A 25,239-nucleotide genomic window follows, 5' to 3' on the forward strand; every position below is an offset into this window, starting at 1 on the left:
AGTACAAGAATTATAAGGTGACGTTTTTGCGGATTGATTTAATGCAGACGTCGTCCAACTGAATTTGGAGCAGCGAAAAGAAATGGGCGTTCTGAAATCGACCACCGGGCAGGGGGCTTGGCAGGAGACTGCAAGGGGGAAGCTGCGGGTATTGCTGCAGACGGGCTCGGCCCTGGCTGTGGTGCTGACACTTGGCGCCTGTTCTTCGGTTCCCGATGCGATCAATCCGGTCGAGTGGGGCAAATCCGTCGGAGACATGTTTGATGGCGAAGATGAAGAGCGCGCCGTCAAATCCGACGAAGCCATTCCGGGTGAAGATGGCGAATACCCGAACCTCTCCGACACGCCCGCTAAACCGGTTGTCACCGGCGATGCAGAACGTGATGCACTGGTTGCCGGCCTCGCCGCAGACCGCCAGAATGCCCAGTATGAGCAGGGTGGCCGCCGTCAAAGCAGCCCGCCTGTGAACGCGCTGCAAGCCGCACCGGCAGCACCGGCGTCGCAACCCGCGATCAATCCGGCACCGACAACACCGGTTTCCAGCAGTTCGATGGCCGATACCGGCAGTTCTGCGGCGGCAACTGCCACCACGAGCGCGGTCACCTCTGCGCCAAGCGGCTCCAAGATTGCTGACGAATGGAATGCAAAATCACCTTCCAGTGGTCCGGTCCCGACACCGGAAGCCCCGCCTGCAGCACCGACTGCGGCACAGGGGGCCGATGCCCGGGCCCAACAGCTGGCAGCCTATGAGGCTGCACAGGCAGCGCAGAGTGGACAGTCTGCACAACAGACGAGTGCGGGTACTCCAGTATCGTCTGGTGATCCGGTCATGGATCAGTATCAGCGTCGTCTGGCCGAAGGTCAGGGCGTGTTTGCCAATGAACCGGCGCCAGTGCAGACCCAGGAATTTGATTATTCGATGTATTCCGACAATGGTTCGGTGATCGTCGATGAAAGCCAGTTGGGCGGGGCGGAGCCGATGTATGGCGACTCCGCATCTTATGACATGACGGTCACCAACGATGCGCTGGCATCGCGTCTTGGCGTGCAGTCGATTGATCAGGCTGGCCCGGCTGTCAGTGAAGTGCAGATCGCACAGATCCAGTTCGCGCACGGTTCGACCAACCTTGGTGGTGCTGATTACAACGTGCTTGAACAGGTTGCGGCAACCTGGCAGCAGACCAGCGGCTTTATCCGCGTGATTGGTCATGCGTCGATGCGTACCGGCAATATGTCGCTTGAACAACATCTGGCAGTAAACCGCCGTGTGTCCGAAGGCCGTGCCGCGGCCGTTGTGTCGCGCCTGATTGAGCTTGGCGTCCATCCGAATGCAATCTTTGTCGGGGCGGATGGCTCGGCCGATCCGCGCTACTACGAAGGCGTTCCGGCGGGCGAAGCCGGCAACCGCCGTGTCGAGATTTATCTGGATTACTGATCACGTCGATCAAAACAGTTCAGAACCAAACAGCAAAACGCGGAGGGAGAAATCCTTCCGCGTTTTTTGCGTTTGGGCATCGTACGTCCGGAAATGGTCGGGTTTTTGCCGTCAGCCTGACGTCACCCGGTCCTTTACCCGCCGTAAATCGCATTTATGCGTATTTTCCGCGCATTAATTCGTTGAGTATGATTTCAAGAAAAGGTACATCCTTCGAATTGTACGCTATTAATGGCCTCAATATCGGGCCTAAACGCAACTTTCGAGAAATCGAGGATATGCTTTTCGCATAAAATTCGAATTTCAGTGATTTGACGAGGAAACAGGATAATGTCGCAGGACTTCCACCGCATAAAACGTCTACCGCCTTATGTATTCGCAGAAGTAAATGCGATGAAGGCGGCGGCGCGGCGAGCGGGGGAGGACATTATCGATTTCGGCATGGGCAACCCGGACCCGGCGACCCCACAGCATATCGTCGACAAGCTGGTTGAAACGGTCCAGAACCCGCGCACCCATGGCTATTCGATGTCGCGCGGCATTCCCGGCCTGCGCAAGGCATTGGCGGCCTATTACGGTCGTCGCTTTGGCGTCGATATTGATCCGGAAACTGAAACCGTTGTGACCCTTGGTTCCAAGGAAGGATTGGCAAACCTGGCTGCGGCGATCACAAGCCCCGGCGATATCTTTTTGGTGCCCAACCCGTCCTATCCGATCCATGCATTCGGATTCATCATCGCAGGCGCGGCATTGCGCCATATCCCGATTGGCCATGATGATCAGGGGACGTTCAATACCGAAAGCTTTATGGATCAGCTTCATCGCGCGGTGAAACACTCGGTCCCGAAACCAAGTGCGGTTGTTCTGAACTTCCCGGCCAACCCGACCGCCCTTGTGGTGGATCTGGCGTTCTATCAGGAAGTTGTCGATTTCTGCCGCAAGCATGAAATCTATGTCCTGTCGGATATTGCCTATTCAGAGATCTATTTTGATGGCAATCCGCCGCCCTCGATCCTGCAGTGCAAGGGTGCAAAGGATATCGCCGTTGAATTCTATTCGTTGTCGAAAACCTATTCGATGGCGGGTTGGCGTATCGGTTTTGCCACCGGCAATAAAAAGCTGATCAACGCACTGACCCGCATCAAGTCATACCTTGATTATGGTGCCTTTACCCCGGTTCAGGTCGCCGCAACCGCGGCCCTCAATGGTCCGCAGGACTGTGTCGAGGAATTCCGCAATCTGTACCGCGAACGCCGCGATATCTTCATCGAAGGGGCGCAAAGTGCTGGTTGGGAAATCCCAAGCCCGGCGGCAACCATGTTTGCCTGGGCACCGATCCCCGATGCCTTTGCCGAACTGGGATCGCTTGATTTTTCCAAGCTGCTTTTGCAGGAAGCAGGCGTTGCCGTGGCACCGGGTCTTGGCTTTGGCGAGTATGGTGATCGCCATGTGCGTATCGCGCTTGTGGAAAACAAGCACCGCATTCGTCAGGCCAATCGCAACATCAAACAGTTCTTTGCCAAATGCCCCGATGCAGAATCTGCACGTGAACTGTTGAAGAAATCCGTCTGATATCTCATAAAGCATTCTGTGTTTCGCCCGGGACATGTCCCGGGCGTTCTGTTATCAGGGCGCAGTGATCTTTTTTTGATCACGGGCGGAGCCAAAGATGTAACCACGCGACAAGGAGTTATCGTGAAAGACGTCGTCAAAATCGGTGTGGCAGGCCTTGGTACGGTCGGTGCCGGAACCGTTAAACTGCTGAGTGAACATCGCGACCTTCTGACAGACCGTTCGGGTCGCCAGATTGTCGTCACAGCGGTATCGGCGCGTGATCGAACTCGCGATCGTGGTTTTTCGACCGAAGGCCTGACCTGGTATGATGATGCCCGTGATCTTGCCGCGGACAAGGAAATCGACATCCTTGTCGAACTGATCGGCGGATCAGATGGTATTGCCTATGACACCTGCAAGGCCGCCCTTGAAAATGGCAAGCACGTTGTGACCGCCAACAAGGCGCTGATTGCGCTTAAGGGGGCGGAACTTGCACGGATTGCCGATGCCAACAATGTCACCATCGCCTATGAGGCGGCGGTCGCTGGCGGTATTCCGGTGATCAAGGCATTGCGCGAAGGTCTGGCTGGTAACGAGATTTCGCGCGTGACCGGCATTTTGAACGGCACGTGCAACTATATCCTGACCACGATGCGTGAACAGGGCCGTGACTTTGCCGACGTTCTGGCAGAGGCACAGAAACTTGGCTATGCCGAAGCTGATCCGACCTTTGATGTCGATGGCATTGATGCCGCGCACAAGCTTGCGATCCTTGCAAGCCTCGCCTTTGGGGTCGAAGTCGATTTTGACGCAGTTGCGGTCGAAGGCATCCGAAGCGTTTCAGCGCTTGATATCCAGCTTGCCGAAGAACTTGGGTATCGCATCAAACTGCTTGGTATCGCCAAACAGACGGCCGAAGGCATCGAGCAGCGCGTATCCCCGGTGATGGTCGATCGTGCAACCCAGATTTCCAAGGTCGAGGGCGTGTTTAACGCGGTGGCCCTTGAAGGCGACTATGTCGGGCCAGTGGTCCTGCAGGGCCGCGGGGCGGGCGAACGTCCGACCGCATCGGCGGTGGTTGCCGATATCGTCGATATCGCGGCTGGTCGTGCGGCACCGGTGTTTGGCCTGCCGGCAGATCGCCTTAAGAAAAACGTGCGTGCGTCGCTCGAAAAGCATGTTGGTGCCTATTACCTGCGCCTGATGGTGTGGGACCGCCCCGGCGTTATGGCCGAGGTGACTGCAACCCTTGCCAAGCATGGGGTGTCGATGGCGTCCATGATCCAGCATGGCCGGGCCGAAACCGAAGGCGGTGTTGTACCGGTGGTTATCGTGGCACACGAAACGACTGAGTCCGCCATGTCGGGTGCGGTGAATGATATTGCAGCCTTTGAAAGCAATTCACAGCCGCCGGTTCTGATGCGGATTGAAAGCTTCGCATCTTAACAAAATGAACAACACATATTCGCCCCGTATCTGCCATGATGCGGGGCGATGTTGTATAGCTTGGACAGAAAACCGAGCATAAAAATAAAAAGACAACAATGAGATGGGGCCCCCAGACCCCACATCAGCAATACGAGGAAGAAGATATGGATCGAAATCTTGCGCTTGAAACGGTTCGCGTGACCGAGGCGGCGGCACTTGCGTGCTCTGGCCTGATGGGACGCGGCGACGAAAAGGCAGCCGATCAGGCCGCCGTGGACGCCATGCGCAATGCGCTTAACAGCATGGATATCAAAGGCACGGTCGTGATTGGCGAAGGCGAACGCGACGAAGCCCCGATGCTGTTTATCGGCGAAGAAGTTGGCTCCGGCGAAGGCCCGGAAATCGATATCGCGCTTGATCCGCTTGAAGGCACGACCATTTGCGCGACGGGCGGCCCGAACTCTTTGGCGGTTGTTGCCATGGCCGAAAAGGGTGGCTTCCTGAACGCGCCGGACACCTATATGGAAAAGATTGCCGTTGGCGGTGGTCTTCCGGATGATGTTGTTGATCTTGACGCCAGCCCGGCCGAAAACCTTAAAAGCCTTGCCAAGGCAAAGGGCTGCGATGTTGCAGATCTGGTCGTGTGTATTCTTGATCGTCCGCGCCATCAGGAAATCATTGCCAAAACCCGCGAAGCCGGTGCACGCATCATGCTGATCGGGGATGGCGACGTTGCCGGTGTGATCGCGACTTCTCAGAAAACCTCGGGCATTGATCTTTACATGGGTACCGGCGGCGCGCCGGAAGGTGTCCTGGCCGCAGCAGCCCTTCGTTGCATCGGTGGTCAGTTCCAGGGCCGTCTTGTTTTCCGTAACGATGACGAAATCGCGCGCGCGAAAAAATGGGGCATCGAAGACCTGACCCGTAAATACAAGCTGACCGAACTTGCCAAGGGCAATGTCATGTTTGCGGCAACCGGTGTGACCGATGGTGCGATGCTGCGCGGCGTGCGTCGCTTTGCCAATGGGGCCGAAACCGAAAGCATCGTGATGCGTTCGCAGTCTGGTACTGTACGTTATGTCCGTGCGGTGCACGATTTCAGCCGGAAAATCTGGTACAAATAAGCGACCAGTTCGCAAATTTCGAAAAGGGAGTGCCTTGATGTAATTCTCGGCACTCCCTTTTTTCGTTTAATGGCTTGCAGGGGCAGGTGGACTGCGTTACATCCTCCGCCCCCTGTGACCAACACCAAATCCCGGAGCCTGCCTGATGTCGGAAATTATTGCCCTTGATTTCGGAACGACGAACTCTGTTCTTGCCGTGGCAGACAGTGCAGGAAACGTGCAATCCGCCACGTTCGAGGTCGGCACCAAAAGCTTCGATACCTATCGGACCATTTTGTATTTCTGGGAAGATCAGGACCTGAAGGCGCCGAATGCGCCGACCCACACCAAAAGCTGTTCCGGCCCGTTCGCGATTGAGGAATACCTTAAGGAAAGCCACGATTGCCGCCTGATCCAGTCGATGAAATCCTATCTGGCGGCCAAGGATTTCGAAGGGACGGATATCTTCGGGACCAACTATTCCATCGAAGATCTGATTGGTACGTTCCTGACGCAGATCCATCACTTCGCGCAACACAGCCTTGGCTGGCTGGGACAGCGGGTCATTTCCGGGCGTCCTGTCGCTTTTGCCGGAAATAATCCGGACAATGACTTTGCTGAAATGCGTTTGCGTGCGGCGTATGAACAGGCCGGTTTTGATGTCGAGGCCATGGTGTTCGAACCATTGGCGGCATCCTATTATTACGGGCGTGAACTTGATAAACCCGAAACAGTTCTGGTGGCCGACTTTGGCGGTGGTACCAGTGACTTTTCGCTGATCCGCTTTACGCCGGGACTGGGCATTCGCGGGGTGCAGCCGCTTTCGCACACTGGTCTTGGTGTTGCGGGTGACCGGTTTGATTATCGCATCATCCAGAAGGCCGTCTGGCCACGCCTTGGTTTTGGATCGGAATATAAATCCATGGGCGCGATCCTGCCGGTTCCGCGGCAATATTACACGGCGTTTTCGCGGTGGCACGAACTGGCGATGATGAACCAGCCCAAAACCATCAACGAAATCAAAGGTCTGATCCGGTCCGCAACCAAGCCCGATGATATCGAAGATCTGGTGGCGATCATCGAAGATGAAATGGGCTTCCACCTCTATCAGTCGGTGTCAAAGGCCAAGGCAGAGCTTTCTGAAAATGACAGCACCATTCTGCAATTCGCCCATGGCGGGGTGGAGATCGAAGAAAAACTGACCCGTGCCGATTTCGAAGCCTCGATTGCACCCGACATGGCCGAGATCGAACTGGCCGCCAAGAACTGCCTTGATCAGGCCGGTGTCGATGCACGTGATGTCTCAAAGGTCTTCATGACCGGTGGCACATCCTATGTCCCTGCTGTGCGCAAGCTGTTCGAAGACCGCTTTGGCAAGGACCGCATCGAAATCGGCCAGCCGTTCCTGTCGGTGGCACACGGGTTGGCTCTGATCGCGGCGGACGAAGGCATCGTCTGATCAGCAGGCGAAGTCACCGCCGCAGTTAACCGACAGCAGCACGATTGCGAGAATGACAAGCCCGATGGCAAGGCCGCTGAGCCCATAAAGCCAGATCGACTTCGGGTGGCGTTTGAATATCCAGGGCAGAATGCCACCCAGAAGGCAGAGCACCGGAAATGCCAGGACGCTGAAAAACAGGAACTGGGTGAAGATGTTTTCTTCTGAGCCCGGTGCGTCAAACATCATTGGTGAAAACATCACCATTGGCATCGACATCAGGGCAGCAAGTACGGACAGGATGGTTAATCCGATCCTGAGACCTTTTTTGTGGGGCATTGCGCGTATCCGTTTTTGTTATTGCACCAGTTTGCACAGCTTTGCCGCGCAGGCAAATGGTGTGATGAAGCAAAATGTTTTTCACAATACGAAATCGATGCTTCTTTTTAAGCATTGAGTTCAGACTTATCTTGATAGCCAAAGGGCCGCACCTTGTTCGTGACAAAAGCCCGCTCTTGTATCCCGGGAGGATCATGATGAGTTCAGAAAGTGACGCGCATGTAATTGAACGCCTGACGGGGCAGATCCTGCCTGCGATGGGGTTGTCTGCAACCAATGACACATCCGTTGATTTGTCGACATTGGCGGGTCGTACGGTTGTCTATGCCTATCCGCGCACGGCAGAGCCCGGCGTGCCGTCGCCGGAAGGCTGGAACGAAATTCCCGGTGCCAAGGGCTGTACACCGCAATCCTGCTCGTTCCGCGATCACGCCGCGGAATTGCGTGCGGTCGGGGTCAAAAACCTGTTCGGGCTTTCAAGCCAGACAACCGATTATCAAAAAGAAGCAGCCGAGCGCCTTCATCTGCCATTTGCCTTGCTGTCGGATGCTGACCATCGCTTCAAGGAAGCCATGGCGATGCCGGATTTCGAGGCAGATGGCATGCGCCTGTTCAAGCGTCTGACCATGGTCATTGATGATGGCAAGATTACCAAGGTGTTCTATCCCGTCGATGATCCCGCAGCAGACGCCGAGAACGTTTTGAAATGGTGCGGCGAAAACCCGGCCGGCTAGGGATTTCGAACTCTCGGCGCTGTTTGATCGATTGGCAAAATATCCGGTTTCAGACCGCCTGAGATTGCGCTATTCCATAGGGCATGACAGAACATTCACAAGAAAAGACTTTTATGGGTATCGAGCGATCCGTCACCGGCAAATGGTGGCGGGAACGCGCAAATGACGAGCGATTGGCAACCACGATTGCGCAGCGTTTCGGCGTGCCCGAAATTGTTGGCCGGGTGATGGCCGCGCGCGGCATTGACCTTGATGACGCCGAAAGTTTCCTGTCACCGACACTGCGCGATTTGATGCCCGATCCTTCCAGCTTGCAGGATATGGACAAGGCCGCCGCGCGCATTGCTGATGCGGTTGAGGCGGGCGAGGGGATTGCGGTGTTTGGCGACTATGATGTCGATGGCGCGACCAGTACGGCGTTGTTGAAACGGTTTTTCCGCTCCATTGGCGTTGATGTTCCTGTCCATATTCCCGATCGCATGAAAGAGGGCTATGGCCCGAATGCGACAGCCCTTCTGGAGCTGCAGCGCAAGGGCGCCAAACTGATCCTGACGGTTGATTGCGGGGTGACCGCCTATGCCCCACTGCAAGAAGCCCGCGATGCCGGGATCGAAATCATTGTTGTCGACCACCACGCGGCAGAGCCAGAATTGCCGCCTGCGGTCGCGGTCGTGAACCCCAATCGGCTGGATGATGAAAGCGGGCTTGGGCATCTTTGTGCAGCTGGTGTGGCGTTTTTGGTCTGTGTGGCGTTGTTGCGCGAATTGCGCAATCGCGGCTGGCTTGAAAAGAAGGGCGTTCGCGCACCCGATTTGCGCAACTGGCTTGATCTGGTTGCCCTTGGAACGGTGTGTGACGTGGTGCCGTTGCGCGGATTGAACCGGGCGTTTGTGACCCAGGGCCTTAAGGTGATGAAGCACCGGTCCAATGTCGGCATGACATCACTTGCCGATATTGCCGGAGTCAACGAAGTGCCGAGTGCCTATCACCTGGGTTATGTCCTTGGGCCGCGTGTGAATGCCGGTGGGCGCGTTGGCGAAAGTTTTCTGGGCACTACCCTGCTTTCGGGCGAGAACCCCGCAGAGGCGCAGGATATCGCCCGCAGGCTTGATGAATATAACCGTGAGCGTAAGGCAATCGAGGATATCGTCCTTGATCAGGCCATCAGTGCGGTGGAGGGCAAGTCAAAAGTCGGCTCCATGGTGCTGGTCGGCGGCGATGACTGGCATCCCGGCGTAATCGGTATTGTCGCAAGCAGACTTAAGGATCGCTATCACGTGCCTTCGCTTGTGATGGGCAAGGTTGACGGGGTCTATAAGGGGTCTGCGCGTTCTGTGCGCGGGATTGATCTGGGCGATGCGATTATCGCGGCCCGTCAGGCCGGGCTTTTGATCAATGGTGGCGGGCACCATATGGCGGCGGGCTTTACCCTTGACCCCGAAAAGCTTGACGCGTTCGAGGCCTTCCTTGAGGAACGCTTTGCCAAGATAATCGCCGAAAATGATATTCGCCCGACGATCACCGTCGACGGGGCGCTTCATGCCAAGGGCGCGACACTTGAGCTTATCGACTCACTTGAAAAGCTGGGTCCGTTCGGGGCAGGCAATGCCGAGCCCCGATTTGCCTTTGTCGATTGCCGGGCGGTCAAGGCCGACGTTGTCGGACAGGATCATGTGCGCTGTATCCTGACCGGGTCAAACGGGCAGGGGCGGCTTAAGGCGATTGCTTTCAGATGCCTTGATAATGATATGGGGCAGACCCTGATCAAGCATGGCGGGCGCCCGTTGCATGTTTTGGGGCATTTGCGTCGCGATAGCTGGCAGGGGCGTGATGGTGTGCAGCTGATCATTGATGATGTGGCCTTGCCGGTCTAGCGACGTGGCCCTGGGCAGGGCAGCTATGATGCTGCAAATGCTTGCCGTTATGGTTTGATCAGACTAATCCTGAAGGCACCATGACACAAAATTCGCGCCCCACACCCACCTCTGCGACGCCCAAGCATGGCCTCGGATCGTTTCTGATCGTTCTGATGCCGATCATGCTGGCCTTTTCGCTTAGTCAGTTTTTCCGTTCTGCCCAGGCGCTGCTTGCCGGGCCGCTTCGTGAACAGCTTGCCGTGACACCCGAACAGCTTGGCCTGATATCGGGCAGCTTCCATTTTGCCTTTGCGCTCATGCAAATCCCCGTCGGTGTGCTGCTCGACCGGTATGGACCACGCCTGACCAACGGGTTTTTGACCATGGTCACCGTGGCCGGTGTCTTTATCTTTGCCAATGCGCAAAGTGTACTGGGCCTGATGGCAGGCCAAGCGGTGATTGGCGTTGGCTGTTCGGCGGCCTTCATGTCGGCACTGGTTTTGGCCGCGCGCTGGACCGCACCCGAAAAGTTTGCCGCCGCATCCGGACTGATCGTTTCGTTCAGTTTGATGGGCGTTCTGGCATCGGCAACGCCGCTTGCGACACTGGTGGAGGCTTATGGCTGGCGGGCGGTTTATTACGGCCTTGCCGGTATTGCGTTGATTGCGGTGGTGCTTGACTTCATTCTGGTCCGAGACAACCCGCCGGGCCATGCAACCCATGCCCAGCGCGGCGAAAGTGTCGGTGATGTCCTGCGCGGCATGGTGTCGGTCTGGTCAAACCGGCAGGTCTGGTTGCTGTCGGGTGTGGCGTTTTTCAGCTATCCGACGATCCTGACGGTGCGGGGCCTGTGGGGCGGGCCTTATTTACATGACGTGTTTGATCTGGGCGCGGTCGAGGTTGGCAATATCCTTTTGGTGATGACGATTGGCATGATCATTGGTCCGCCGACCTATGGGCAACTTTCGCGCATGATGCCGGACAATACCCGTGGCCTGATCGTCTTTGCCGTGCTGGTCGGGGCGGTTGCCTGCCTGTTGCAGGCCTTTGTCGGGCCAATGGGGACCGGCATCGCCATGGTTTTGATGTTGTTGCACGGCTTCCTGGGTAGCAGTGCGACGCTTAATTACGCCGCATCGCGCAAGGCGGTGGCCGAACATCAGATTGGCCGCGCACTGACCACGATCAATCTGGCGACCTTTGGCGGTCTGTTCGTCCTTCAGGGCATTGCCGGGCTGATTGTCGGCCATTATGAGGCCGACCCGGATACCGGTTACAAGGCGATGTTTGTCTTTTTGGGCTGTGGTCTTGCTGTGGCGGGGATCAGTTTCTGGATTGGAACCCGACGCCGCGGCCAATAAACCGTCTGGTTAAACAGTGTGCCAGGGTTTTTCAGTATTTGGTCGGGAATGGCATCATTTACGCCAAGGGATTAAAAAAAACGTCACAGGGGCGAAAAAGCCGCTTGACCTGACCCCACCCAATCGCTAAAAACCGGCCTCGTTAACGCGCTGCGTCCCCTTCGTCTAGAGGCCTAGGACACCGCCCTTTCACGGCGGCAACAGGGGTTCGAATCCCCTAGGGGACGCCACTCGTTAACATAGACTGACTTCGATTGGTGCGTATGTGTCCCCTTCGTCTAGAGGCCTAGGACACCGCCCTTTCACGGCGGCAACAGGGGTTCGAATCCCCTAGGGGACGCCACCAACCGAAAGTCACGACATTCGCACAAAAATGCTTGTGCCTGTGTCCCCTTCGTCTAGAGGCCTAGGACACCGCCCTTTCACGGCGGCAACAGGGGTTCGAATCCCCTAGGGGACGCCATTTTTCCAAATATAAATCAGTATGTTAGCGTGTAAATGTCGCGCGGTGCGTCAATTGTCTTTTACGCGATTTCGCTTCTAGAAACGGAATTTGTGTTGGCGTGGTGCCATCTTTTTGTGTTGCCGATAACGCCGTGTGAGGCTTTCGCGCAATTGTTCGGCAGTCGGGCGGGGCAGGTCGATGATCGTACGCGGGGCTTCTGGTGTGATTGCGTCTGATTGCGCGGCATCATCGGTGATGGCGGCGAGATCCCCGGCAAACAAATCAACCGGATCGGCCATATCGGCGTCATAAAGGTCGGCGACGCCGACGCCAAGCAACCGATAGCGCGTGCCATCGATTTCCTTTTTAAGCAGGGTCAGGGCGGCATCCAGAATGACGTCTTCGCGCAATGTCGGATAGGTCAGGCGCATGTTGCGGGTGCGGAGCTTGAAGTCCGATGATTTCAGTTTCAGGATCACGGTATGCCCGGCGATTTCCTTGCGCGCCAGATCGCTTGCGACCCGTGATGTTAGGCGGGTGGCGATCTCGGAAAGCTCGGAAAGGCTTGCGATATCTTCGTTGAATGTAGTTTCCGAAGACAGGCTTTTGCGTTCCGTGCTTTGCTCCACACGCCGGTTATCTTCACCGCGCGAGAAGTAAAAGAACCGCTTGCCGATGCTGCCATATCGGCCCTGAAGGGTATGGATGTCCATTTCCTGCAACTGCCCGATGGTTGTAACGCCATCTGCGTGCAGTTTGCGCTCCATCGCGGGGCCGACACCCCACATCATGCGCACCGGCTTGTCGGCCAAGAAATCAAGCGCCTCACGCCGTCCGATCATGGAAAAGCCAAACGGCTTGTTGAGGTCCGATGAGATTTTGGCAAGAAACTTGTTATAGGAAAGCCCGATCGAGACCGTAATGCCGACTTCGCGTTTGATTGTCGCCTGAAGGTCGATCAGGCATTCTGCCGCCGATTTGCCATGGGTTCCCATGGCGTTGGTGAGGTCCATAAAGGCCTCGTCAATCGACAGCGGTTCGATATCGGGGGTGAGTGCGCGCATCATGTCGCGAATGCGATAGCCTTCGCGCTGATACTTTTTCATGTCGGATTTCAAAAACACCGCATCAGGGCAGAGTTCCCGTGCCTTGAAGGCCGGCATGGCGGACCGAACACCATATTTGCGCGCAACATAACAGCATGTCGCAACAACACCACGATGACCGCCGCCAATAATAACGGGCTGATCGATCAATTCCGGCCGGTCACGCTTTTCAATCGAGGCATAAAAGGCATCGCAATCAAGATGACCAATCGCAAGCTCTGGCAGTTCCGGGTGGGCGATGGCGCGCTTGCAGGAACAGACCGGGCAGGGCACATAGGACCCGCTACCGCTTTTGGGGAGCGGTCGGTCAAGATGCAGTCGCCATTTGTGATGGCAATCCGGGCAAAGCGCGTACAACATGCTTATGTGTACTGCTTTTGTTCCCGTTTTGCCAAGAGGTGAAATGAAGGTGGTTGCCGGTAAACCAAGGCTCCTGACCGGTTTGTCAGGAGGATGTCTGGCGCCTGTCGGTTATCGCGTCGGCTTGTCGTCGGTTGGCCTTGTCGGCGCAGGTCTGACGGGCTTTTTGGCGTCGCGCTTGGCGCGGCGTTGCCGGGCGATCATGTTGTCTATATAGCGGCCCTGGAACAGGGTGATGCCAAGCGACTGGCCGAATTTGATTGCGGTGGGTGAATCACAACGGCAAAGGATCACACGTTCCCGGCCGGAGTTCTTCACCAGGCTGTCCATTTCCGAGTATTTTTTGCGGATGACATTATCGGTCATCTCTTCGCGCCAAGCGACCTTGATGAAGTCTGCCTTAAGGCGTTTACGATCAACAAACGATAGGGCTTCGACCGTCAAGTTGTCGATCAGGATGCGATAGCCGCGCTCATGGAAATCGTCACGCACCCTGAGATAGGTCTCAAGGTTTGAAAACAGATCAACCTGATTAAGCTCGATGATCACGTTGCCTTGCCAGTTGCGGCGCACGGTTTCATCAAACTTGTCAAAATCCTTGGACGTCAGGGTGCCAAGATTAAGGTTGATCGAGAACGAACTTGCATGCGTCTTGAAGGTCCGCTTGCACAGGTAGTTCAGCATGCGTTTGTCGAGTGTCTCGGTCATGTGCTGGAACAGCCAACGGTTTGACGCCAGGTCAATATTGGGCATCAGCGCGTTACGCAGATCGGTGATCGAGACAAAGAACTCGTCAAAAACCGGATGCAGTTCCTTGGAACTGCCATGCGCAAAGACGCAGACCGGTTGCTGGCGAATATGTTCGGACAGATCGGCTGTATGAATGGTTTCCTCAAGTTCGCCAAGGTTTTCGGCCGTGATCGGGTTGAGGACGTTGTTGTCTTTTTCACGCTGGATGGCGCTGCGCATGTTCAGGCTTTTCTGAAGCTTTTTGGCGCGCTCATCAAGGTGCTGACACAGCAACAGGAATTCCTGGAACTCGGTATTAAGGTTGTACCAGGTGCAAAAACCGGTTTCCTCGCTGTCATCCTGTGAAAGCGGATCATCGCGGAACAGATAGCGCAGCGTATCTACAGCCGGTTCCACATCAGCAATCGATTTGTCTTTCCAGACAAAGATCAGATCATTGTTGGTCAGAACAAAGATACGGCCGACATAGAGTTTGACATAGCTTTCAAAGGTATTGGTCGCAACGCGGATATGATAATCGCGGCGATGGAACGGCTTTAGGCGCGACAGGTGAATATGTACCGCCCGGTGCCCGTACTTACGGGTCTCCAGCCGTTGCACATAATCCAGCAACAGGTATTCCTGAAGGGCCTGTTGGCCATATTGCTGCGGTTCAATCACGCCGAAACCCCTGAAAGAGAAAACGTTTTTTTGAGTGGCTATTTGCCGGTTGAATACACCGAAGACCGAAGTCTGATCAAATCATAATGTTCTGAAGGTCTGGTTAATGGTTGAGATACTCACTTTAGCACTATTCTATGTATAGAAACTATACGTATGGCAGGACAAGTGTCGCGTCAAAAACAGTGATTAATTTGCTTTAACGAATTGTTGGCAAGCAGGGTGCAAAATCAAGGCTGTATGGGGGAAGTCCATGCTTGGTTTTGCTGGAATATGAACTGGCACTACAGCATGATTTCCGAAACGGGTTTTATGGAATAGGGGATTGGCGCCATGCAGGTATCCGCAAAGCGGACCGGGAACTGGCTGAAAATCGGCAAGGGTATTGCTGTGATCGGTATGGTTTCATGGGTGTCGGCCTGTGCGCCGCTGCTGGATCAGGACTTCTGGGACGAGGCAACGTCCTTTGCCGATGACAATTACACGGCCCTTGGCCTGCAACAATTGGCCAGCGGTGATTATGCATCTGCTGAAAAGTATTTTGACGAGGCACTGCGCAAAAATCCCCAGGATGGCCATGCAATGTTGTGGCGGTCGGTTCTTTATCAAAATACCAACCGCCCGGATCGGGCGCGCGATGGATATGAAACTCTGATCGCGATGAACCCGCCCGGTACGGTTCTGATGTCTTCGGCAACGGGGACACAGCCGCGTCCGCTGCGTGATGCCGCTGAATTCAACCTGTCGCGGCTTCAGCGCGGCCTGCCGGGGTCGCTTAGCATCAATGATCAAATCATCAGCGGGCCGTCGGGCCTTGGCAATGGTGCTGCGGCTGTGGCCGCCGGTCGTGCCACAAACGCGCCAATGACGGGCAACCCGGTTTCGTCCATGACCAGCGCGTCAACCAGGCCGATGGATGTTCCGGCTGGTGCGGCCCTGTCGGCAGGGGACGAAGCAATCGCCAAACGGTTTGCGATATTGCGCAATTTACAGTCCACCGGACTTGTCACGCCCGAGGAATATTCTGCCCGGCGTTCGGCAAACCTTGGTGCCTTGCTGCCGATGAGCCAACCGGCACCGTCGGCATTCTTGAATAACCCGCCGCCAGAAGGCGAACAGGTCGAACAGCGCCTTAATCAGCTAAACCGTGCGCTTCAGATCGGGGCGATTACCGTGCAGGAACATGTTACAGAACGCACCGCCATTCTCGATGCGTTATTGCCAGCCCTGCCGCGCCAACGCGCAACCCCGCCGCCAGCGCCGCAAGGTCTGATGGATGCTGCACGCCAGATTGCGCGCATCGAAGACCTGCAACAGATGAAGCTGGTGACACCCGATGAGTTCAAGCGCGAACGTGACGCGATTGAGGCCGCCATTGTCGAACCGGCACAGGGCACGGCAATGACGCTTAATTCCGGGGAACCGGTTCGCCGTGTCGCCACGGGTGAAAGCCGCCCGGTTCAGGCGGCTGAGGAAATGGCAAGCGCGCCTGCTGCCATGGCAAGTGGCTCCAAATCCGTTCATCTGGCGTCTTATCGCAATGAGGCACAGGCTGAACGCGGCTGGCAGATCCTGAGCAGCCGCTATGGCCAACTTGCCCCGCTTCAACATGGTGTCACGCGCGCCAGCATTCCGGGCAAGGGCACCTATTATCGCCTGATGGCAACGGGACTAAGCGATAGTGCGGCAAGCTCGCTGTGTGCGGAGCTGAAACGACGTGGCCAGTTCTGCGAGGTCAAGTAGCACTTCGGGTCCATCGACCTTATCTTAAAAAGAATTGCGACAACGCCGGTGGGATCAAAATGTTGCCACCGGCGTTGTTGTCTGCACGCTAGGTCCTGAGCCTAAACCTAAACTTGTTCAACCGTTATCCCGGTAACATGCCATGATCTTTGTCTTTAGCGATTTTGGTGTAAACGGCCCTTATAGCGGCACCATGCGGTCGGTCGTGATGCGCCATGCGCCCGATGTGCCGGTCTGCGATCTGATGTGTGATGCGCCGGACCGGAACCCGAAGGCCGCAAGTTACCTTCTGGCGGCCTTAACCCGCGAATTTCAGGCGGGCGATGTGGTGTTGGCGGTTGTTGATCCGGGCGTGGGCAGTGCGCGTCAGGGGCTTGTTGTTACGGCCGATGACGTTTCATATGTCGGGCCGGACAATGGTTTGTTTGAAATGATTATAAGGCGTGCCGAAAAGGTATCGATCAAGGTCATTGACTGGATGCCCGATGATGCATCGGCAAGCTTCCATGGCCGGGATATCTTTGGCCCCGTTACCGCATGGATCGCAACCGATCAGGCTTTTGCATCACATCCGATCGCACTTGATGCGCGGTTCGGTCCGGCACAGGATTGGCCGGATGAATTGGCTGAAGTGATCTATGTCGATCCCTATGGCAACCTGATGACGGGACTTTCTGCGCGTTCACTTGCTGAAAAGATCACGATCAATGCGCATGTCGTTTCCGGGGCGCGGACATTCTCCGACGTTCCGGAAGGATCGGCTTTCCATTACCGCAATTCGATCGGGCTGTGTGAAGTGGCGGTGAATTGCGGACGCGCCGATAAAGTGATGGGCGCTGTGATCGGAAGCATTGTTGGCGTTAAGTGAATGTGCTACGCGCAATAAATGATGGGTTCGTAAGCATGTTATGTGATCGTATGACGGTTTGAATATTGGTGTTTGCGATAAGCAATCAATCCTTGAGCAGGATTTGGTGAATGGCGATTGAGGTTAAATTCTGGGGCGTTCGTGGCAGCATTGCATGCCCGTCACCTGACCATGTTATTTATGGTGGCAATACCAGTTGCATCGAAATGCGTGTCGGTGACGAGGTCCTGATCTTTGATGCCGGGACCGGGATCCGCAATCTTGGCAAGGACTTGATCCGGCGTCATATTACCCATGCCCATATCTTCCTGACCCACACACATTGGGATCACATCAACGGATTTCCGTTCTTTGTGCCGGCCTATAACCCAAATGCGTCCTTCCGTGTCATGGCAGGGCATCTGACCCATCAGGGCGGGGTGGAGCGGGTGTTCTCGGCGCAAATGGCCGATCCGACGTTTCCCGTGCAGCTGTCTACCATGCAATCTAAACTCACATTTGAGGATTTCAGTGTCGGGGATGAATTGCATCCCGCCAACGGTATCGTAATCAAGACGGCACCCTTGCGTCACCCTAACGGGGCGACGGCGTTTCGTGTCGAGCATGATGGCAATGCGGTGTGCTATGTGACCGATACCGAACACGATCCGGAAACCCCGGACCCGATCATTCTTGATTTCATCGAAGATGCTGATCTGGTGATTTACGATTGCACCTACACCGACGAAGAATTCCCGCAAAAAGTCGGGTGGGGGCACTCGACATGGCAGGAAGGCATTCGCCTGTGCCGGGCCGCCAATGCCAAGCAACTGGCACTGTTCCATCACGATCCGGAACATGATGATGCGGCGATGACCATTATCGAGCAAAAGGCACGCGCCACCTGGTCAGGCGCGTTTGCCGCCCGCGATGAAATGGTGTTGCACATCGAATAGAGTGTTTTCGCGCAAAAAAGCCCGTGGCCGCGTCCCCGCGATCCTTGCAGGGACGCTTAGCCAGTCGTCTTAGCGTGAATGGCCGCTTTGCATGTCTTGGATAATCTCGTCGACATTGACCGTAAAGCTGGCCTGACGCGGCGGGTATTCTTCAAATGATTTGAAGAAATTGTTCACGACGCTAATTGCCGGGCCGAGAGTCCATGTGCGGTTTTCCTGCCATTCATCAAAGCCGCGTGCTTCATGGAACCGTTCGAACGGGTCGAGTTTCAGGTTGGTGATCAATGGGCTGGTCAGGTTGTTGGCCACACCGTTGAACCATTGATCCTGCTCGGTAAACAGGAATTTCCAGTCGCCATAGCGCAAGCCGTGGAACTTCGTCTCCGTGAAATAGAAGAATTCCTTGCGTTTGGTTGGGCCTGCCTGGGTCAGGATATCGGTTTGATCATAACCGTCCAGATGGACACGGTAATTGCGATCACCAATCTTGTGACCATCAAGCAGCTTTTCCTTGAGATCCTTCTCACCGAGCTGCGACATGATGGTTGGTACCCAGTCTTCCATGGTCATGAATTCGCCGGTTGTGGTGCCGGGGGGCACAACGCCGGGCCATTTGACTGCCATGGGGACCCTGAACCCGCCTTCATAACCGCCAACACCCTTTTCGCCACGAAACGGCTGGTTGCCGCCGTCGGGCCAGCTGTTGGATGCCGCGCCATTGTCCGTGGAGAACATGACCATGGTGTTGTCTGCCACACCAAGTTCATCAAGAAGGTCGAGGAGCTCGCCGACATCATCATCAAGCTCTTTCATGCCGTCAGCATAAAGGCCGTAGCCGGTTACACCGTCATATTCCTGGCTTAGATTGGTGCGGTAATGCATGCGCGTGGTGTTATGCCAGACAAAGAATGGTTTGTCGTCTGACACAGCATCACGAATAAAACGTTTGGACTCTTCGAGGACTTCCTGATCAAGCGTCCGTTGCCGTTCGCGCCCGAAACTACCAAGGTCCTCGATGGATTGCGTGCCGTCTTCCTGATGCAGGGAATGAATAATACCGCGCTGGGCGATGTATTCGGCCACCTTGCTGTCGGTCGGATAGTCGTACTGTTCGATATATTCCCCGGCATTTAGGTGATAAAGAATGCCATAGAATTCGTCGAAGCCATGATTGGTCGGGAGGTGTTCATCGAGGTCGCCAAGGTGATTCTTGCCGAACTGGCCATTTGCATAGCCTTGTTCACGCAGCATTTCTGCAAGTGTCGGGTCTTCTTCCTGCAGGCCAATGGGCGATCCCGGGATGCCTACGGTACTAAGTCCGAGACGCATCGGATATTGGCCGGTCAGGAACGCCGCACGACCAGCCGTGCAGGAAGCCTGTGCATAATGATCCATGAACAGCATGCCGTCATTGGCGATGCGATCAATATTAGGGGTGCTACCACCCATCATTCCACGGTGATAGGCGCTGATGTTCCACATTCCGACATCATCGCCCCATATGACGAGGATATTGGGGCGCTCGGAAGCTTGATTGGTTTGTGCAATAGCCGCACACGGGAGGATCATCAGGGCAGTCAGGGTTTGAAAAATTTTGGAGAGTTTCATTTTCCCACCTTCCTGTTTGACGTGTCAGCGCAGACCAGATGGTCGTCTGACCAAGCCAAAAGAAAAGAAGGCTGAGCTCGGTGATAACCTCAGGGTGAAATTTTGTATCTTCTGCGCGCCCTTGAATTGTATTTCCGGGTCGGGTTGGCGTCAAGTTATGGTGGTGTGACAGGGGGACGTTTCAAAACACGCGGGAGTATTTCGGGAAGACACGGATTTCAATCCGGCGGTTGGCTTCGCGGTTTTCCGGGATCGGTTCGCCGAAATCGTTGCGGTTTGGCAATTTCGGTTTGGTGTCGCCGTAAGAAATCGCACGCATGCGTTTGCTGTCAGGATCAACGCCAAGGGCGGCAAAGAAGCGTACAACAGCGATGGCACGACCCGCCGCCAGATCCCAGTTTGTCGGGAACCGCGGTGAATTGATCGGGCTATCGTCGGTGTGACCGGAAACTTCGACCTGAAAACCGAGATAGCGCGGTTCTTTCAGAAGATCCCCGACATCCTTGAGAAACAGGACAGCATCATTGGTCAGGTTGGCGGATCCCGGTTGGAAGAATGACGCGCTGCCCATTTCCATCAGAATGCCTTCGTCATCGGTTGACACATTGACCGCACTGTCCAGCGCCATGTTGAAAACGACATCGCGCAGATCTGTTTCAAGCACCTGTGTCGGGCGTACAACTTCGCGTTTGCCAATCTGTTCGGCAATGCCAGCCTGGACCTTTTCAAACATCGGTATTTCGACCTTGGAGAAGCTGACCAGCATGACGAAAAAAGCCATCAAAAGGGTGATGGCATCGGCATAGGTCGCAAGCCAATCCTCGTTGACCGGTTCTTCTTCCTTGAATTGCAGGCGTCTCTTGCCGCGGGCCATGATCGATCCCCTTACTTCGACGACTTGTCGATGTTGAAATGAATGGCCGGATCAAGGAAGGAATTCATCCTGTCCTGAATGGCGCGCGGGCCTTTGCGATCGGCCAGCATGATCAGGCCTTCAGCGATCAGGTAATTGCGAAACCGCATGATTTCCTCGCGCTGTTGGATTTTGCTGGCCGCTGGCAGGAAAAAGAACCGGGCGGCAACAATGCCATACAATGTCGTAATCAGCGCAATCGCGAGACCGGCCCCCAACGAGGTCGGATCATCGGCCATTTTATCAAGCATGATGACAAGGCCGACCAGTGTCCCGATCATGCCAAAGGCCGGGGCGGCGGCGGCCATGCTCTTAAGGATAGCAACCGGTACCAGGTTGCGGCTAAAGGCGTTGTCGATGGCATTGTGAAGCATCTCGGCTGTTTCCTCGCCATCATAGCCGGTAATGACGACCTCCATCGCCCAGCCCAGAAACGGTTCGTCCTTGCCGACCCGTTCGGCTTCCTGTTCAAGGGCGTTGATACCCTTTTTCTGCAACAGATAGCCCCATTTTACCACACGGCCGACTTCGCCGGTCAGTTGGCCGCGGCCCATTTGCGGGGCGCGGAAAATCTTGAAAATCAGTCTGAGTGCCAGCAACACATAGCGCGCCTCATAGGCAATAAATGTCGCGGCCAGCGTCCCGCCAACCACCATCAGTGCGCTCGAAAGGCTTAAGAATACCAGATAGTTATCGGTCGAAATAAAGATCGACCCGATAAACAGGCCAAGGCCGACCATAATGCCTAAAATCGTCGTAAACGACATTGTCCCCACAATCCCCCGGGTCGTCGACATGGCGCTTTTGTGTGTCAAAGACACCAGACATTAGAAAAAAGAATATTATAATTTTACGTAAGAATAGGCCCGCATTTCGTTGTTTTGAAGTTAATTTTATTCAATTCAAAGTCGATAATGTTGGCCGGGGGCAGATGCAGGGGGCGTGATCAGTACAACTTCTGGCATAAGTTCGGTTCATCCGATGGTTGCCAAAACCAAAACCGGCGGCAAAACAACTGTCTTGCCGCCGGTCAATGGTGCGCGATTTCAGCGCAGGTTTGTGCCTAGCTGCTGCGGATGTCGGCAAGGAACTGATCGACCTGCGCGCGCAGATCGTTGGACAGCGTCCCAAGTTCTTCGGCAACATCAAGAACCAGATGGGCAGCCTGATCGGTATCGGCGACGGTGTTGCTGACCCGTTCGATGTTGCTGCTGACTTCCTGGGTGCCGATGGCAGCCTGTTCGACATTTTGTGCGATCTCGTCGGTGGCATCGGATTGTTCGCCAACCGCGGCCGAGATGGTGTTGACCATTTCGGTGATGCGGCTGATCACATCCGAAATATCCCCGATCGAGCTTACCGTTTTGCCGGTTTCTTCCTGAATGGCCGTGATCTGTTCGGCAATTTCGTTGGTTGCGCGGGCCGTCTGGTTGGCAAGGTTTTTGACCTCTGCTGCGACCACGGCAAAACCTTTGCCTGCTTCGCCCGCACGGGCGGCCTCAATGGTGGCATTGAGCGCCAGAAGGTTGGTCTGGCCCGCAATGTCACTGATCAGCTCAACAATTTCACCAATGCGGTTGGCAACTTCCGATAGACCCTGAACGGTTTCGGACGACTGGGCGGCTTCGCGCGATGCCTCGGCGGCAATCTGTGTTGATTGCTGTGCCTGTTCCCCGATCTGGGAAATTGATTCAGACAGATGGTCGGCGGCATCTGCCACAGTACGGACATTGACCGTTGCTTGTTCGGATGCCGCAGCAACTGTGGTTGCACTCTTGCTGGCCCGGTCGGCTGAGTCGACAAGACCGCGTGCCGTGGTCTGCATGCGTTCGGCCGAGGCCGAAACCGCACCGACGATTTGCGCAATCACGCCTTCGAAACTGCCGATATGGCGTTCAAGGCTTTGCATGCGTTCTTCACGGCGGCGGGATTCTTCTTTTTGTTCGGCTTCCATCTGTTTTTTGGCAATCGCATTGGTGCGGAAGACATCAACCGATTTCGCCATTTCGCCGATTTCATCGCGGCGCGACAAGGCGTTGATTTCAAAGTTGGTATTGCCATCAGCCAGCGCATTCATGTCATTGCCCAGATCAGAAAGCGGGCCGGTGACAATACGCGACAGCAGTACCCGCATACCAATGATGGTGGCAATCGCAATCGCCAGACCACCCAGAACAATACCGATCAGGATACGGTTGGTTTTTTCCTGTTCGGGTGCGACGGAAAGACTTGAGGATAGAACGGCGATGACGTCACCGGTGTCGGCCTCCATTGCGCCATGGCAGCTAAAGCAGACTTCGCGATCCGCACCCTTGGTTTCACCCAGCACAATCGGCATCGACAGGCGATAGGTGCCATTGTCGGTATAGCGGCCAATCATCTTGCCGGTTTCGATGGCCTCGATATCAATCTCGTCGCGCGGGGTTTTAAGCGGCTTCTCGCCGAATTCTTCCATATAGGCCATGGTGGTCGGTCCCCATGCGGACCAGAGTTCGCCCGGATAGTCGCCATTGCGGCTGTCAAACCAGTTGTTGAAAACCTGAATGCCGATATCGTCGACATCATCGGGGCGGGCAGCCATCACATTGACAATCAGCGCATGCAGCGACGTCAGCTCGTTTTCACTTAGCTGATGAAGCTTTTCATCCATGGCTTTTTCCTCGACCACAGTCATCATCAAAAGCGCAATAATCACGGTGGTAGAGACGCCAAATGCGGACGCCCACATAAATCGTTTGCGAATGCTCATGGCGTTGAAGGCAGACAGGATGCGCATGGTAACTCCCCGATGGCATAGGCTTCAATAAACCCGACGGAACAGGATGTTTTTTGTTCTGTTTCGCGGGCTTGTGAACCATGCATGATCGCGGGAAAAGTGCTTTGATATGCCTCAAGCGGGGCGAATTGAATTGGTATAGTTCGTATCGCCAAACGCGCTGTTTTCAACGTTGCGGGGCTTGCAAGCCCATCGACAAACAGGCATAAGCAGCCCAATAAACACATTCGATACACAGGACAATCTGATGACGCTTTCCTATAGCGACACCCGCAAGAAGCTTGATCAGATCACCGCAGAAATGCTGGGACTGATCCGCAAATACGGTCTGGATGCGGCAAGCCCGTTTGACGTGATCGAAGTCGCGCGTGCAAAGATCACTGACCAAAACGACTACATCCGTTTTCTGGAGCTGTCGCTTGAGGGGCGGATTTACGGTGAATATGGCGATGCCCTGCAAAAGCAGATCGACGAAGAAGCCAAACAGGCCGAAGCCGCCAAAAAACTGAACTAGGTCCTGAGCCTAGCGTTCTGGGCGCGTCGTTTGCGTATAGATCTGAATTATTTTCGGCCTGTCTTCTGTTTTGAAGACGGGCCGTTTTTATATGGCTGGTAAGCCGCAAACTGGCACAAATCTTCTAACCTCAGGAAAGGCTTATTTTGGGACATCGGAAGAATTGGGCAAACTGTCACAAATTCTTCCTGATCTTGTCACCGTGCTGCAGTTGAGCGGCCATGAAGTTAGGACTATATGGCTTCTGTAAACGCCGCATCACATAAATGGATGCGACAAAATTCGATGGGCAAAACCGTCGAAAACCAACGAGCAACAGGATGACTGACATGAAAAAGAGTTACGTCCAGACTCTGATGGAAGTCGAAAAAGTATTCGGTCAGATCAACGACCATGATTATCGCCTTTACCGGGCCGTTTGGGGCAATCGTCAGGCGGCGCAAACCGGCTTGCCGCGTGGAACACGCGCAGAAATCAGCAAGAAGCTCGCCAATGACTTTGTTGCGGCGGTACCGTCTGTCGCACATATCAACCCGCGCCTGTCCACACCGCACGCGGCTTGACGCGGTTAAAAACTCGGCTCTGGCAAGGTACGGATGATGGGATGTACCTTGCCAATTCACTCTGTTTCAGGCATCAAGTGACGCCGTATGTGATCTGGCCGTGACAGTCATGGCTTTTGATCTGCGACGTCGTTTTTCCTGATATCTGGCCGGAGTATCCCATGTCGATCAAGTCGTTGATTCGTACCATTCCCGATTACCCGAAAAAGGGCATCATGTTTCGGGATATCACGACGCTGTTCGAGGATCCGTATGGTCTTAGCGAAGTGATCGACAGTTTCGCCGCCGAATTCCAGGATAAGAAGATCGACATGATCGCCGGGATCGAAGCGCGTGGCTTTGTCATCGGTCCGGCGGTTGCCGTGGCCCTTGGTGTCGGTTTCGTCACCATCCGCAAGCAGGGCAAGCTTCCGGCTGAAACGGTCGGTGTCGAGTATGAGCTCGAATATGGCACCGACGTCATCGAAATTCACAAGGATGCCGTCAAACCGGGCAGTCGCGTTCTGATCATGGATGATCTGATTGCAACAGGTGGTACCGCTCTTGCCGCGATTGATCTGGTCGAAAAGATCGGGGCAGAGGTCGCAGGGTGCGCCTTTATCATTGATCTGCCCGATCTTGGCGGGGCGCAGAAAATCCGCGATCGCGGTATCGAAGAATTCCATTTGGTCGAATTCGAAGGCGATTAAGACGCCGCGAAACTAGGGTGAGTGGCAGGAATTGCGAATTTCCTGCCGTATCACTATATAT

General features: G+C 55.1%; 22 protein-coding genes and 3 tRNA genes. 18 read left to right on the forward strand and 7 right to left on the reverse strand.

From position 1 onward, the window contains the following. The first annotated feature begins 82 nt into the window (after positions 1–82). The 6 genes from WBY09_RS09165 to WBY09_RS09185 all read left to right on the forward strand — a co-directional run bounded on the left by WBY09_RS09165 (position 83) and on the right by WBY09_RS09185 (position 6,979). Complete coding sequence (locus WBY09_RS09165) at positions 83–1,435, forward strand: OmpA family protein (RefSeq protein WP_197145116.1); 1,353 nt, start codon at positions 83–85, stop codon at positions 1,433–1,435. A 330-nt stretch (positions 1,436–1,765) separates the two neighbouring features. Further along, the gene (locus tag WBY09_RS09170; RefSeq protein WP_064789508.1) at positions 1,766–3,007 is read left to right on the forward strand and encodes an LL-diaminopimelate aminotransferase; all 1,242 of its coding nucleotides are present in this window, start codon (positions 1,766–1,768) and stop codon (positions 3,005–3,007) included. 123 nt (positions 3,008–3,130) lie between these two features. Further along, positions 3,131–4,435 (forward strand): homoserine dehydrogenase, encoded by a 1,305-nt coding sequence (locus WBY09_RS09175; RefSeq protein ID WP_120225374.1) that lies wholly within the window; start codon positions 3,131–3,133, stop codon positions 4,433–4,435. 146 nt (positions 4,436–4,581) lie between these two features. After that, on the forward strand, positions 4,582–5,541 hold the full coding sequence (gene glpX / locus WBY09_RS09180) for a class II fructose-bisphosphatase (protein WP_008890926.1): 960 nt from the start codon (positions 4,582–4,584) through the stop codon (positions 5,539–5,541). Between the two features lie 69 nt (positions 5,542–5,610). Next, positions 5,611–5,709, forward strand: a complete 99-nt coding sequence (locus WBY09_RS19910) for an EspF repeat-containing protein (protein ID WP_210517117.1) — start codon at positions 5,611–5,613, stop codon at positions 5,707–5,709. Then, positions 5,687–6,979, forward strand: coding sequence for an Hsp70 family protein (locus tag WBY09_RS09185; protein ID WP_286791039.1), 1,293 nt, complete (start codon positions 5,687–5,689; stop codon positions 6,977–6,979). Before WBY09_RS19910 ends, WBY09_RS09185 begins: the two co-directional genes overlap by 23 nt. On the opposite strand, the gene WBY09_RS09190 is transcribed toward WBY09_RS09185, so the two are convergent. Further along, positions 6,980–7,297, reverse strand: coding sequence for a hypothetical protein (locus WBY09_RS09190; RefSeq protein WP_286791038.1), 318 nt, complete (start codon positions 7,295–7,297; stop codon positions 6,980–6,982). A 197-nt stretch (positions 7,298–7,494) separates the two neighbouring features. Here WBY09_RS09190 and WBY09_RS09195 point away from each other — a divergent pair, with 197 nt between their 5' ends. From WBY09_RS09195 to WBY09_RS09220, 6 genes are all read left to right on the forward strand, one after another. Further along, entirely contained in the window at positions 7,495–8,031 is a 537-nt protein-coding gene (locus WBY09_RS09195; protein ID WP_286791037.1) for a peroxiredoxin, read from the forward strand. Between the two features lie 113 nt (positions 8,032–8,144). Further along, positions 8,145–9,905, forward strand: coding sequence for a single-stranded-DNA-specific exonuclease RecJ (gene recJ, locus WBY09_RS09200; RefSeq protein WP_286791036.1), 1,761 nt, complete (start codon positions 8,145–8,147; stop codon positions 9,903–9,905). 80 nt (positions 9,906–9,985) lie between these two features. Beyond that, positions 9,986–11,248 carry an MFS transporter gene (locus WBY09_RS09205; RefSeq protein WP_296990831.1) on the forward strand — a complete coding sequence of 421 codons (1,263 nt, stop codon included), beginning with the start codon at positions 9,986–9,988 and terminating at the stop codon, positions 11,246–11,248. 154 nt (positions 11,249–11,402) lie between these two features. After that, a tRNA-Glu gene (locus tag WBY09_RS09210) sits at positions 11,403–11,478 on the forward strand. Positions 11,479–11,515: 37 nt separating this feature from the next. Further along, a tRNA-Glu gene (locus WBY09_RS09215) sits at positions 11,516–11,591 on the forward strand. Between the two features lie 44 nt (positions 11,592–11,635). Beyond that, positions 11,636–11,711 (forward strand) — tRNA-Glu (locus WBY09_RS09220). Positions 11,712–11,788: 77 nt separating this feature from the next. On the opposite strand, the gene WBY09_RS09225 is transcribed toward WBY09_RS09220, so the two are convergent. Beyond that, entirely contained in the window at positions 11,789–13,159 is a 1,371-nt protein-coding gene (locus tag WBY09_RS09225) for a DNA polymerase IV (protein ID WP_336232564.1), read from the reverse strand. 111 nt (positions 13,160–13,270) lie between these two features. Beyond that, on the reverse strand, positions 13,271–14,569 hold the full coding sequence (locus WBY09_RS09230; protein WP_064780765.1) for an EAL domain-containing protein: 1,299 nt from the start codon (positions 14,567–14,569) through the stop codon (positions 13,271–13,273). Positions 14,570–14,902: 333 nt separating this feature from the next. On the opposite strand from WBY09_RS09230, the gene WBY09_RS09235 reads away from it, so the two are divergent. The 3 genes from WBY09_RS09235 to WBY09_RS09245 all read left to right on the forward strand — a co-directional run bounded on the left by WBY09_RS09235 (position 14,903) and on the right by WBY09_RS09245 (position 18,115). Next, a complete protein-coding gene (locus WBY09_RS09235) occupies positions 14,903–16,312 on the forward strand; it encodes an SPOR domain-containing protein (protein ID WP_336232566.1) in 1,410 nt (469 codons plus the stop codon). A 142-nt stretch (positions 16,313–16,454) separates the two neighbouring features. Beyond that, complete coding sequence (locus WBY09_RS09240; RefSeq protein WP_336232567.1) at positions 16,455–17,180, forward strand: SAM hydrolase/SAM-dependent halogenase family protein; 726 nt, start codon at positions 16,455–16,457, stop codon at positions 17,178–17,180. Positions 17,181–17,290: 110 nt separating this feature from the next. Further along, a complete protein-coding gene (locus WBY09_RS09245; protein WP_336232568.1) occupies positions 17,291–18,115 on the forward strand; it encodes an MBL fold metallo-hydrolase in 825 nt (274 codons plus the stop codon). A 69-nt stretch (positions 18,116–18,184) separates the two neighbouring features. Here WBY09_RS09245 and WBY09_RS09250 read toward each other — a convergent pair whose 3' ends face one another. From WBY09_RS09250 to WBY09_RS09265, 4 genes are all read right to left on the reverse strand, one after another. Next, complete coding sequence (locus WBY09_RS09250) at positions 18,185–19,723, reverse strand: arylsulfatase (RefSeq protein ID WP_336232569.1); 1,539 nt, start codon at positions 19,721–19,723, stop codon at positions 18,185–18,187. A gap of 181 nt (positions 19,724–19,904) precedes the next feature. Beyond that, entirely contained in the window at positions 19,905–20,597 is a 693-nt protein-coding gene (locus WBY09_RS09255; protein ID WP_064780769.1) for an OmpA/MotB family protein, read from the reverse strand. An 11-nt stretch (positions 20,598–20,608) separates the two neighbouring features. Further along, positions 20,609–21,403, reverse strand: a complete 795-nt coding sequence (locus WBY09_RS09260; RefSeq protein WP_063090019.1) for a motility protein A — start codon at positions 21,401–21,403, stop codon at positions 20,609–20,611. A gap of 296 nt (positions 21,404–21,699) precedes the next feature. Further along, positions 21,700–23,412 (reverse strand): methyl-accepting chemotaxis protein, encoded by a 1,713-nt coding sequence (locus WBY09_RS09265; protein ID WP_120224917.1) that lies wholly within the window; start codon positions 23,410–23,412, stop codon positions 21,700–21,702. A 247-nt stretch (positions 23,413–23,659) separates the two neighbouring features. Here WBY09_RS09265 and WBY09_RS09270 point away from each other — a divergent pair, with 247 nt between their 5' ends. The 3 genes from WBY09_RS09270 (at position 23,660) to WBY09_RS09280 (ending at position 25,178) form a co-directional block, all read left to right on the forward strand. Continuing rightward, entirely contained in the window at positions 23,660–23,926 is a 267-nt protein-coding gene (locus tag WBY09_RS09270) for a hypothetical protein (RefSeq protein ID WP_008890910.1), read from the forward strand. A 329-nt stretch (positions 23,927–24,255) separates the two neighbouring features. Further along, complete coding sequence (locus WBY09_RS09275; protein WP_008890909.1) at positions 24,256–24,489, forward strand: hypothetical protein; 234 nt, start codon at positions 24,256–24,258, stop codon at positions 24,487–24,489. 161 nt (positions 24,490–24,650) lie between these two features. Further along, the gene (locus WBY09_RS09280) at positions 24,651–25,178 is read left to right on the forward strand and encodes an adenine phosphoribosyltransferase (protein ID WP_008890908.1); all 528 of its coding nucleotides are present in this window, start codon (positions 24,651–24,653) and stop codon (positions 25,176–25,178) included. Positions 25,179–25,239 lie beyond the last annotated feature (61 nt).

It is taken from the genome of Thalassospira sp. CH_XMU1458 (assembly GCF_037027205.1).
Taxonomy (GTDB): domain Bacteria; phylum Pseudomonadota; class Alphaproteobacteria; order Rhodospirillales; family Thalassospiraceae; genus Thalassospira; species Thalassospira tepidiphila.